Raw genomic sequence first — 10989 nt, forward strand, 5'->3', positions numbered from 1 at the left:
AAGGCCGGCGCCGCTGCCCGTCCGGCCAACGCCGCCAAACGCGCCGTTGCGCCCAAGTACCGCCATCCTCAAACAGGGGAAACGTGGAGCGGCCGTGGCAAGGCCCCCCGCTGGCTCGCCGCGGAAGAAGCCGCCGGCGCAACCCGCGACAGTTTTCTTATCAAAGAATAAGAACCTATTCGTCAGTAAGAAAAATCGGCGCACCGTTATGGTGCGCCGATTTTATTTAAGGGCTGGCCGCAAAAGCCGCCGGGATTTACTGCACCGGGAAACGGATTTCGCGCTCCGCGCCATTATTCCCGGGAAAATTATCAAATATTGCGCGCACCAGGTATGGCATGGTCCGCAGGAAATCGTCGCGCTCGCTCAATATGAAAGCGCTGGAACGGTACACCTCCGCGCCACCACGCTGCGTGTCGTAGATATGCAGGGTGAGGGTATTGCGCTGCACGGCCATGGGCACATCCACCCACTCGGGCCCCCAATAACCATAGCCGGCTCCCCAGGGCCGCGGGCCGTAGAACCCGCCATAGCCATAGCCGCCGTAAAAGTATGGGTCGTACGGACGCTGCACCATTATCTGGGTCTGCGTGGTGCCGTAGTTGAACGACACGTCGAAACGGCCTTTGGCTCCAGGCCTGGTTTCGACCAGGCCGGTTGCGCCTATGCCAGCCCGCACCATGTCCTGATAGGACTGATATTCGAGATTGTTGTTTTGCGAGGCATCGGCGGCAATGAACTGGTATGTCTGCCCCTCCACGCCCGCGGGCCATTGCTGGAAGGAAGTCACCCGCGCGGAAACCGTCGGCGCTGCGCACCCCGTCAGGGCGAGCGCGCCCGCCACGGCCAGCAGGCCCGCCCAGCGACGTGCATTGAACATGGACAACCTCAACATTTTGCAACCCCTCCGCCGCGCGACGGCGCCATCATACTGACTTTGACTCGAACCGCTACAAAAAGTTTACGGTAAGCCAAAAGGCCCGGAGCGGCGCGTCATGCCCAACCACTACAATAGAGGCCTCGTTCATACAGGACTGCAATTCCATGCGCACAGACACGCCCGTAACCGTATATCGCAAGGATTACCAGCCCTACCCCTACGACATTCCCGAAGTCGCCCTCGCCTTCGACCTCGCGCCGGACGCGACCGAAGTGCGCTGCACGATGCAAGTGCAGCGCAAGGCCGGGGCCAGCGCCGACGCCGCCCTGGTCCTGGATGGAGTAGACCTGGAACTCGTCTCGGTAGGCGTGAATGGCGCGGCCCTGCCCGCCGATAGCTACCGCCTGTCCGAACACAGCCTGGCCCTCCACGGCCTGCCGTCCAGCGCCACGGTGGAAATCGTCAGCCGCTGCAAGCCGTCGGCCAATTCCACGCTGATGGGCCTGTACGTCTCGGGCGGGAACTTCTTCACCCAATGCGAAGCCGAGGGTTTTCGGCGCATCACGTGGTTTGCGGACCGGCCTGACGTCATGTCGCGCTACCGCGTGACCCTGCGCGCGCAACCGGAATACCCGGTGCTGCTGTCCAACGGCAACCTGCTGGCTACGCGCCAATTGCCCGACGGCCGCAACGAAGTCGAATGGGAAGACCCCTTCCCCAAGCCCTGCTACCTGTTCGCTCTGGTGGCCGGCAAGCTCACCCACCGCGAAACCACCGTGCAGACCGCCAGCGGCCGCGACGTGCTGCTGCAGGTCTACAGCGACCCGGGCTCGGAGTCCAAGACCGAATGGGCGCTGGATTCGCTGGTGCGCGCGCTGCGTTGGGACGAAAGCCGCTTCGGCCTGGAGCTGGACCTGGACCGCTTCATGATCGTGGCCGTCCATGACTTCAACATGGGCGCGATGGAAAACAAGGGCTTGAACATCTTCAACGCCGCCTACGTGCTGGCGGATGCGGAGACGGCCACGGACGCCAACTACGAAGGCATCGAATCCGTCATCGGACACGAGTACTTCCACAACTGGACCGGCAACCGCGTCACCTGCCGCGACTGGTTCCAACTGAGCCTGAAGGAAGGTCTGACCGTCTTCCGTGACCAGGAGTTCAGCGCCGACATGATGGCCGACGGCATGGATGCCGCCGAAGCCGCAAGCGCTCGCGCGGTCAAGCGGATCGACGACGTGGTCGCGCTGCGCGCCGCCCAGTTCCCGGAAGATGCGGGCCCCATGGCGCACCCGATCCGGCCGGAAAGCTACCAGGAAATCGGCAATTTCTACACCGCCACCGTGTACGAGAAAGGCGCCGAGGTCATCCGCATGCAGCACACCCTGCTGGGCGAGGAAGGCTTTCGCGCCGGCATGGACGAATACTTCCGCCGCCATGACGGCCAGGCCGTGACCTGCGACGACTTCGTCGCCGCCATGGAGTCCGTCTACGTGCGCCAACATCCGGACCGCGACCTGTCCGTATTCCGCCGCTGGTACCGCCAGGCCGGCACGCCGCGCGTGACGGTCAAGCTCGAACACGACGCCGCCGCGCGCCGCTGCACCGTGACACTCACCCAGGAATGCCCGCCAGTCGGCGTGGAAAGGAAGGCCGGCGCCGACTACGTGAAGGCCCCCTTCCATATCCCCTTCGCCATCGGCCTGCTGGACCAGAGCGGCCGCGCGCTGCCGCTACGCCATGGAGGCGAAGCCGAGGAAACCGCGCTGCTGGAACTGACGCAGCAAAGCCAGCAATGGGTATTCGACGATATCGCCGAGCGTCCAGTACCGTCGCTGCTGCGCGACTTCTCGGCGCCCGTCATCGTCGATTACGGCTGGACCAACGCAGAGCTGGCGCTGCTGTCGGCGCATGACAGCAATCCCTTCGCACGCTGGGAGGCCGGTCAGGAATTCGCCACCCGCCAGATCCTGGCGCTGGCCGAGGCCCGCCAGGCCGGCAAGACGCTGCATGCCGATTCCGCCTTCATCGACACCTGGCGTGCGCTGCTGACCGATCCCGAGATCGACGCCGCCTACCGTGCCCGCGCCCTGGCCCTGCCATCGGAGAAGACCCTGGCCGAGCGCATGCAGCAGGTGGATCCGCCCGCGCTCGCGGTCGCGCGCGACTTCCTGCGCGCCGAATTGGGGCGCCAGCTGGCCGCCGAATTCCGCCAGGCTTTCGAAGACAACCAGACTCCGGGCGTATACAGCCCGGCGCCGGTTCCGGCGGGCAAGCGCGCGTTGAAGAACCTGGCGCTCAGCCACCTGATGGCGGCGGGCGAACTCGACGCCCAGCGCCTGGCTGAGCAGCAGTACGACCAAGCGGGCAACATGACCGACAGCATGTCGGCGCTGTCCGCCCTGATCAATTTCGGCCAGGGCGAGTTCCCGCAAAAGGCGCTTGCCGCCTTCTACGACAAGTGGCGCGACAACGCCCTGGTGGTGGATAAGTGGTTCGCCCTGCAGGCCGCGGCACGCTCAACCACCGTGCAGACGGCGCGCGAACTGATGCAGCATCCCGCATTCACCTTGCGCAACCCGAACCGCGCGCGCTCGCTGATCTTCCAGTTCTGCCTGAACAACGCGCGCGGCATGCATCATCCCGACGGCACGGGCTACGCCTTCTGGGCCGAGCAGGTGCTGGCGCTGGACGCGCTCAATCCCGAAATTGCTGCCCGTCTGGCGCGCGCGCTGGACAACTGGTCGCGCTTCGTCCCCGCCCTGCGCACGCCCATGCAGGCCGCCCTGCAGCAGGTGCGCGCGCACGCAGGCTTGTCGCGCAACGTGCAGGAAATCGTATCCAAGGCTTTAGAATTCGCAGCATAGGAGGTTCCTTTGAAACGCAAAACACTGACCCAATACCTGGTGGAGCAACAGCGCTCCACCCAAGCCCTTGCGCCGGAAGTGCGGCTGCTCATCGAAGTGGTCGCGCGCGCCTGCAAGGCCATCAGCCATGCGGTGAGCAAGGGCGCGCTCGGCGGCGTCCTCGGCAGTCTGGAAAGCGAGAACGTCCAGGGCGAGGTGCAGAAGAAGCTGGACGTGCTGTCCAACGAGATCCTGCTCGAAGCCAATGAATGGGGCGGCCACCTGGCGGCCATGGCCTCGGAAGAGATGGAAACCATCCATCTGATTCCGAACCGCTACCCCAAGGGCGAATACCTGCTGCTGTTCGATCCCCTGGACGGCTCCTCGAACATCGACGTCAACGTCTCCATCGGCACCATCTTCTCGGTGCTGCACGCGCCGCACAACGTGTCGGGCGCGCCCGTGTGCGAACAGGACTTCCTGCAGCCGGGCGACAAGCAGGTCGTGGCCGGCTATGCCGTCTACGGTCCGCAGACCATGCTGGTGCTGACCATCGGCAACGGCGTGGTGGGCTTCACGCTGGATCGCGAAATGGGCTCATGGGTGCTGACGCACGAGAACATCCGCGTACCGGAAGACACCAAGGAGTTCGCCATCAACATGTCGAACATGCGCCACTGGGCTGCACCGGTGAAGCGCTACGTCGACGACTGCCTGGCCGGTACGACCGGTCCGCTGGGCAAGGACTACAACATGCGCTGGATCGCCTCCATGGTGGCGGACGTGCATCGCATCCTGACCCGCGGCGGCATCTTCATGTACCCCTGGGATGCCCGCGAGCCCGGCAAGGCCGGCAAGCTGCGCCTGATGTATGAGGCCAACCCCATGAGCTTCCTGGTCGAACAGGCCGGCGGCGCCGCGATCAACGGCGCGCAGCGCATCATGGCGATCCAGCCCGACAAGCTGCACCAGCGCGTCAGCGTGATCCTGGGCTCGAAGAACGAAGTCGAACGCGTCGGCCGCTACCACGCCGAAGACGCGGCCAAGCAGTAAGCCTGCAGCGCTGCACCAACGAAAAAGCCCCGGCGCCTTTTGCGGCCGGGGCTTTTTCATGGGTGGATTGCCGGAACGGCGGTCACTTCACCTGTTCAATGGACTTTACGTCGTCCTTGTTGATCTGGACCTTCTTGCCGTCCTTGTCATATTCGTACATGCCCGAATCCTTGTCGTACTGGGGCGTATCCGGCGTCACGGTCGAGCTGCCGTCCCGCTGCTGAATGACCGACGGAGACGAGCATCCGGCCAGTACCCCGAATCCGGTCACGGCCAGGGCGAGCGTCATGGTCTTCAGTTTCATGGGCGTATTCTCCGAAAGTGAATCGTGGATTCAATGTATCGGACACTGTCCCCTCATTCGTGACGGGTTGTGGTCAAAATGCGTGCGAAGGTAATGAAGCGGACCCGCCAAAACGCAAAAAACCCCTCGCAAGCCTGGCCTGCGAGGGGTTGCACACGCATACAAGACGCAAGCGGCCTTTACACCTTGGCGTTGGCCTCGATGAAGCGGCGCACGGCGGCCTGGTCGCAATCCATGATTTCCACGCGTTGCGGCAGGGATTCGAGATCGGCCAGGTTGCCCGGCGGCGTGGCCGGACGGCCCAGCGCCTCTTCGATGGTTTCCGAGAACTTCGCAGGCAAGGCGGTTTCCAGGACCAGCATCGGCACGCCGGGTTCGACGAAGTCGCGCGCGACCTTGACGCCATCGGCGGTGTGCGGATCGATCAGCACGCCGGTTTCGTCGTAGACCGAACGGATCGTCGCCAGGCGGTCTTCGTGTGAGCTGGCGCCCGACACAAAGCCATAACGTTCCTCGAACTGCGGCTTCAGATCGGACAGGTCGAAAGACCCGTCGCGCGCCATGCCGGCCCACAGTTCCTTGACGCGGACCGCGTCGCGGCCGACCAGGTCGAACACGAAGCGCTCGAAGTTCGAAGCGCGCGAAATGTCCATCGACGGGCTGGAGGTGGCGTAGGTCTGTTCTGCCGGACGCGGACGATAGACGCCAGTGCGGAAAAACTCTTCCAGCACGTTGTTCTCGTTCGTGGCCAGCACCAGGTGGCGAATCGGCAGCCCCATGCTGCGTGCGATGTGGCCGGACAGGATGTTGCCGAAATTGCCCGAGGGCACGGCGAACGAGACCTGCTCGCCGGCCTTGCTGGTGGCGCGCAGCCAGCCGTGGAAGTAATACACCACCTGGGCGGCGATGCGCGCCCAGTTGATGGAATTGACCGCGCCCAGGCGGTACTTGGTCTTGAACGCCAGATCGCCGGCCAAGGCCTTGACGATGTCCTGGGCTTCGTCGAACACCCCGTGCACGGCGATGTTGTGGATGTTCTCGTCCTGGAGCGAATACATCTGCGCGCGCTGGAAGGCGCTCATGCGGCCATGCGGCGACAGCATGAATACCGCCACGCCCTGCTTGCCGCGCAAGGCGTATTCCGCCGCCGAACCCGTGTCGCCGGAGGTGGCGCCGACGATGTTCAGCGTGGTGCCGCGCTTGGACAGCACGTATTCGAAGACCTGGCCCAGGAACTGCATGGCCATGTCCTTGAAGGCCAGCGTCGGCCCTTCGGACAGGCCCAGCAGCGACAGGCCGCCGTCCAGCGGACGCAGCGGAACGATGTCCTCGCTGTTGAAGATCTGCTGGGTGTAGGCCGCGCGCGTCAGGCGGCGCAGATCGTCGGCCGGGATGTCGGTGGCGAACAGCGACAGCACTTCGAACGCCAGGTCGGCATACGGCAGGCCGCGCCAGGACTCCAGCGTTTCGGCCGAGACCTGGGGCAGTTGCTCCGGCACCGCCAGGCCGCCGTCCGGCGCCAGGCCTTCCAGCAGGATGTCCGAGAATTCCATCGCGGCCATGCCGCCGCGGGTAGAGATGTATTTCATGTCGATGGTTCCGCTATGCGCTACGCCGTTGCCCCCGGATCCCGGCCGCCGCGGAGCCGGCTTTGCCGGTCCGCCAGCGGCGCCCCCTTGAGGGGGAAGCGCCGCAGGCGCTTCGGGGGTGGGCCTGTTTCATGTCAGGTTTTCCACGCGCAGGCGCGTCACCTTCGAGCGCACGAACGGCAATGCCTCGATGCGTTCGATCGCCTGATTGACGTTGCCTTCGACCGCTTCGTGCGTCAGGAAGATGATGTCGGCGCCGCCAATGTGCGACGGCTGCTGGATCATCGAGCCGATCGAGATGGAGCGGTCGGCCAGGATGCGGGCGATGTCGGCCAGCACGCCCGGCTGGTCGTCCACGCGCAGGCGCAGGTAGTACGAGGTGCTGACCTGCTCGATCGGCAGGATCGGCGTATCGGACATGGCGTCCGGCTGGAAAGCCAGGTGCGGCACGCGGTTGCCCGGGTCGGCGGTATGCAGACGGGTCACGTCGACCAGGTCGGCCACCACGGCCGAGGCCGTGGGCTCTTCGCCCGCGCCCTGGCCGTAATACAGCGTGGGGCCGACAGCGTCGCCCTTGACCAGCACGGCGTTCATCGCGCCCTCGACGTTGGCCAGCAGGCGTTCCGCCGGCACCAGCGCCGGATGCACGCGCAGCTCGATGCCGTCCGGGCGGCGCTTGGTGACGCCCAGCAGCTTGATACGGTAGCCCAGGCGCTCGGCATGCTCGATGTCTTCGGCGGCCAGCTGCGAAATGCCTTCGATGTAGGCGCGATCGAACTGGACCGGCACGCCGAAAGCCAGCGAAGCCAGCAGGGTCAGCTTGTGGGCCGCGTCCACGCCTTCCACGTCGAAGGTGGGATCGGCTTCGGCGTAGCCCAGGCGCTGCGCCTCGGCCAGCACGTCGGCGAACGGCAGGCCGCGCGAGCGCATTTCGGACAGGATGAAGTTGGTGGTGCCGTTGATGATGCCGGCCACCCACTGGATGCGGTTAGCCGTCAGGCCTTCGCGGATCGCCTTGATGATGGGGATGCCGCCGGCGACTGCGGCTTCGAAGGTCACCATCACGCCGCGCTCGTGAGCCGCGGCAAAGATCTCGTTGCCATGCTTGGCCAGCAGCGCCTTGTTGGCGGTCACGACGTGCTTGCCGTTGGCGATGGCTTCCATCACCAGCTCGCGCGCCAGCGTGTCGCCGCCGATCAGTTCGACGACGATGTCGATTTCAGGATCGCGCACCAGCGCATGCACATCGGTATCGACCAGGATCGCGTCGCCCACGCGCGCGCGCGCCTTGGCCACGTCGCGCACGGCGGCGCGGGTCACTTCGATGCGGCGGCCGGCGCGGCGCGCAATCTCTTCCGCATTGCGCGACAACACCGCCCAGGTGCCGCCGCCAACCACGCCCAGGCCGAGCAGGCCGACTTTCATGGGTTTCATCGCGGCGCCTTCTGCGGGCGGGCGTTGAGGGGAATTCATTTCAGTTCTCCATAATGCTGTACGAGAGATGCCACACCCTATACGGGGCTGCCCCCTATCGGGATGCCGCAGATCCGGCTCCGCCGGTCCGCAGGCATGCCCCCTAGAGGGGGAAGCGCGCAGCGCTGCGGGGGTGGGCTCTACTTCAGCAATCCGTCCTTGCGGAACATGTCTTTGATGCCTCGCACCGCTTGCCGGGTGCGCTGCTCGTTTTCGATCAGAGCGAAGCGCACGTATTCGTCGCCATACTCGCCGAAGCCGATCCCGGGGGACACGGCCACCTTCGCATCCGACAGGACACGCTTGGCAAATTCCAAAGAGCCCATCGCCCTGTAGGGTTCGGGGATCTGCGCCCAGATGTACATGGACGCCTTGGGAATTTCCACATTCCAACCTGCTTCATGCAAGCCGCGCACGAGCACGTCGCGGCGGCTTTGATACTGCGCCACGATTTCGTTCACGCAGTCTTGCGGGCCGTCCAGGGCGGCGATGGACGCCACCTGGATCGGCGTGAACGTGCCGTAGTCGTGATAGCTCTTGATGCGCGCGAGCGCGTTGACCAGCTCGCGGTTGCCGACCATGTAGCCGATGCGCCAGCCCGCCATGTTGTAGCTCTTGCTCATCGTGAAGAACTCGACGGCGACATCGCGCGCGCCGGGCACCTGCATGATGGACGGCGCCACGTAGCCGTCGAACGTGATGTCCGCGTAGGCCAGGTCGTGCACCACCAGGATGTCATGTTCCTTGGCCAACGCCACCACGCGCTCGAAGAACGACAGGTCCACGCACTGCGCGGTCGGGTTGCTGGGAAAGCCCAGCACCATCATCTTGGGCTTCGGGATGGATTCGCGCACGGCGCGCTCCAGTTCCTCGAAGAAGTCCACGCCCGGCGTCATGCGCACCGAACGGATGTTGGCGCCGGCGATGACCGCGCCGTAGATGTGGATCGGGTAGCTGGGGTTGGGCACCAGCACGGTGTCGCCGCGGTCCAGCGTGGCCAGCATCAAGTGGGCCAGGCCTTCCTTCGAGCCGATGGTGACGATGGCTTCGGAGTCGGGATCGAACTCGACCGCGTAGCGCCGCTGGTACCAGTCACAGATCGCCTTGCGCAGGCGCGGAATGCCCTTGGACACGGAATAACCGTGCGTGGTCGGACGCGACGTGGCTTCCACCATCTTGTCGACGATGTGCTTGGGAGTTGCGCCGTCCGGATTGCCCATCGACATGTCGATGATGTCTTCGCCACGCCTACGCGCCGCCATCTTGAGCTCGCCGGTAATGTTGAAAACGTACGGGGGCAAACGCTCGATGCGGGAGAACTTCCTCATGATGGGAATCCTTAGGGGCGATAAAAGGGCAAAAAAACCAGGGCGCGGTCGCGCGAAGGGGAAAACGGGCTCAAAGCCGCGCCAGCTCACGATTGCAGCGCAGCAAAACCCTGTAATCTAGCGCAAGGACGCCTAGGCGGCAAATGGGAATAAAAAGGGGTCATTTTTCGACTCTGCGCTCAGGGGAAACCGCCCGCGCCGCGGACGCAGTCCGAGCCCCTTTCCCATAGGTGGATACTCTGCAACATGGCGTCATCCTGATGCGCTATTATCGGGAACATAAAGCTGGAGTTTTTATTGAAGCTGCATACCGATCCTGCGACGGCCGCTCTGAATACCGTCACCGCCTATGGTGATGGCTATATCGAGGTCAACCAGGTGCGTTTTTCCTCCTCGGTCGCGTTCGGCCCCGAAGGCGAAGTGACCCACTGGCCCGTCGAGTCGCCGGCCGACATCACCCCCACTCTCTTGCGCCAGGCGGCCGGATTGTCCGAGCCCGTCCGCGACCCCATGGCCTTCCTGGACGAACCGGAAGCCGCCCCCAGCCGACCGGCGAATGCGCCGGAAGTGCTGCTGGTGGGTACGGGCGCGCGCCAACAGTTCCTGCGTCCCGACGTGCTGCGGCCCCTGCTGGCGGCCGGCATCGGCGTCGAGATCATGGACACGCACGCCGCCTCGCGCACCTACAACATCCTGATGGCGGAGGGCCGGCGCGTAGTCGTGGCCCTCATCCCTCCAACGGAGAATCCCTGAAATGACGCCGACCATAGGCAAGCCCGCCCCGCTGTTCACCGCTGAAAGCACCATAGGTCCGATCAGCCTTGAGCAGTGCCAAGGCCGTGCCGTGATCCTGTATTTCTACCCCAAGGACAATACCCCTGGCTGCACGACCGAAAGCCAGGATTTCCGCGACCTGAACGCCGAATTCCTGGCGGCCAGCGCGGTGGTCATCGGCATCTCGCGCGATTCGTTGAAGTCGCATGAGAACTTCAAAGCCAAGTACGAGCTTCCCTTCCCTCTGATCTCCGACGCCGACGAAACCGTCTGCAATCTGTTCGGCGTCATCAAGCAGAAGAACATGTACGGCAAGCAGGTGCGCGGCATCGAACGCAGCACCTTCTTGATCGATGCCTACGGCGTGCTGGTGCAGGAGTGGCGCGGGGTGAAGGTCCCGGGCCACGCCAAGGAAGTCCTGCAGGCAGCAAAAAGCATCGGTTAGCAGTAGCACAGGTTTTACCCGTCAGGCGCTATAGCCGGCCCACACAGGAGAGTGACAAATATGCCGCTTCCGAAGTTGCCCACCCGTCCCGCAGCCATCCTGACCTTCCCCTCGGGCGAATCCGCCCGGGCGCAGGCCCGCAGCACCAAGACCGCCGCTGCGCGGTCCAATACCCAGGCAGCCCTTGCCGAGGACGACGAGGACGAGCTGCTCGTCCAGCCCGAACTCGAAGGCCTGGCCGCACCGGCCCGCAAGGCGCAGATCCCCGCGCCCGCCCGCCAGGTGCCGCCACCG

At 64.6% G+C, this 10989-nt stretch carries 10 protein-coding genes and 1 pseudogene; 6 read left to right on the forward strand and 5 right to left on the reverse strand.

Annotation, left to right across the window (positions count from 1 at the left end; translation table 11 throughout):
* Positions 1 to 171, forward strand: a 171-nt coding sequence (locus VIR09_RS29165; protein WP_332016048.1) for an H-NS family nucleoid-associated regulatory protein, incomplete at its 5' end; no start/stop codon positions are given.
* 85 nt (positions 172 to 256) lie between these two features.
* Here VIR09_RS29165 and VIR09_RS29170 read toward each other — a convergent pair.
* Positions 257 to 895, reverse strand: coding sequence for a DUF4136 domain-containing protein (locus VIR09_RS29170; RefSeq protein ID WP_332016042.1), 639 nt, complete (start codon positions 893 to 895; stop codon positions 257 to 259).
* 149 nt (positions 896 to 1044) lie between these two features.
* On the opposite strand from VIR09_RS29170, the gene pepN reads away from it, so the two are divergent.
* Together pepN and VIR09_RS29180 are read left to right on the forward strand one after the other, a co-directional pair.
* Complete coding sequence (gene pepN / locus VIR09_RS29175; protein ID WP_332016043.1) at positions 1045 to 3750, forward strand: aminopeptidase N; 2706 nt, start codon at positions 1045 to 1047, stop codon at positions 3748 to 3750.
* A 9-nt stretch (positions 3751 to 3759) separates the two neighbouring features.
* Positions 3760 to 4782 carry a class 1 fructose-bisphosphatase gene (locus tag VIR09_RS29180; RefSeq protein ID WP_332016044.1) on the forward strand — a complete coding sequence of 341 codons (1023 nt, stop codon included), beginning with the start codon at positions 3760 to 3762 and terminating at the stop codon, positions 4780 to 4782.
* Positions 4783 to 4864: 82 nt separating this feature from the next.
* Here VIR09_RS29180 and VIR09_RS29185 read toward each other — a convergent pair whose 3' ends face one another.
* The 4 genes from VIR09_RS29185 to alaC all read right to left on the reverse strand — a co-directional run bounded on the left by VIR09_RS29185 (position 4865) and on the right by alaC (position 9476).
* Positions 4865 to 5086 carry a YgdI/YgdR family lipoprotein gene (locus VIR09_RS29185; protein WP_332016045.1) on the reverse strand — a complete coding sequence of 74 codons (222 nt, stop codon included), beginning with the start codon at positions 5084 to 5086 and terminating at the stop codon, positions 4865 to 4867.
* Between the two features lie 179 nt (positions 5087 to 5265).
* Positions 5266 to 6675: a threonine synthase gene (thrC, locus tag VIR09_RS29190; RefSeq protein ID WP_332016046.1), complete on the reverse strand. Its 1410-nt coding sequence runs from the start codon at positions 6673 to 6675 to the stop codon at positions 5266 to 5268.
* A 129-nt stretch (positions 6676 to 6804) separates the two neighbouring features.
* Positions 6805 to 8109 carry a homoserine dehydrogenase gene (locus VIR09_RS29195; RefSeq protein ID WP_332016049.1) on the reverse strand — a complete coding sequence of 435 codons (1305 nt, stop codon included), beginning with the start codon at positions 8107 to 8109 and terminating at the stop codon, positions 6805 to 6807.
* Positions 8110 to 8288: 179 nt separating this feature from the next.
* A complete protein-coding gene (alaC, locus tag VIR09_RS29200; RefSeq protein WP_056567313.1) occupies positions 8289 to 9476 on the reverse strand; it encodes an alanine transaminase in 1188 nt (395 codons plus the stop codon).
* A gap of 297 nt (positions 9477 to 9773) precedes the next feature.
* Here alaC and VIR09_RS29205 point away from each other — a divergent pair, with 297 nt between their 5' ends.
* The 3 genes and pseudogenes from VIR09_RS29205 to VIR09_RS29215 all read left to right on the forward strand — a co-directional run.
* Positions 9774 to 10229, forward strand: a complete 456-nt coding sequence (locus VIR09_RS29205) for an Mth938-like domain-containing protein (RefSeq protein ID WP_332016047.1) — start codon at positions 9774 to 9776, stop codon at positions 10227 to 10229.
* Position 10230: 1 nt separating this feature from the next.
* On the forward strand, positions 10231 to 10695 hold the full coding sequence (locus VIR09_RS29210) for a peroxiredoxin (protein WP_013392565.1): 465 nt from the start codon (positions 10231 to 10233) through the stop codon (positions 10693 to 10695).
* 60 nt (positions 10696 to 10755) lie between these two features.
* Positions 10756 to 10989: pseudogene (locus tag VIR09_RS29215) on the forward strand (PhoH family protein); the annotation flags it as partial.

The organism is Achromobacter sp. (assembly GCF_036567245.1).
Taxonomy (GTDB): Bacteria; Pseudomonadota; Gammaproteobacteria; order Burkholderiales; family Burkholderiaceae_B; genus Achromobacter.

Coding starts and splice junctions, on each gene's coding strand:
- VIR09_RS29170 (WP_332016042.1), bottom strand. CDS start 895: ATGTTGAGGTTGTCCATGTTCAATGCACGTCGCTGGGCGGGCCTGCTG.
- pepN (WP_332016043.1), top strand. CDS start 1,045: ATGCGCACAGACACGCCCGTAACCGTATATCGCAAGGATTACCAGCCC.
- VIR09_RS29185 (WP_332016045.1), bottom strand. CDS start 5,086: ATGAAACTGAAGACCATGACGCTCGCCCTGGCCGTGACCGGATTCGGG.
- thrC (WP_332016046.1), bottom strand. CDS start 6,675: ATGAAATACATCTCTACCCGCGGCGGCATGGCCGCGATGGAATTCTCG.
- VIR09_RS29195 (WP_332016049.1), bottom strand. CDS start 8,109: ATGAAACCCATGAAAGTCGGCCTGCTCGGCCTGGGCGTGGTTGGCGGC.
- alaC (WP_056567313.1), bottom strand. CDS start 9,476: ATGAGGAAGTTCTCCCGCATCGAGCGTTTGCCCCCGTACGTTTTCAAC.
- VIR09_RS29210 (WP_013392565.1), top strand. CDS start 10,231: ATGACGCCGACCATAGGCAAGCCCGCCCCGCTGTTCACCGCTGAAAGC.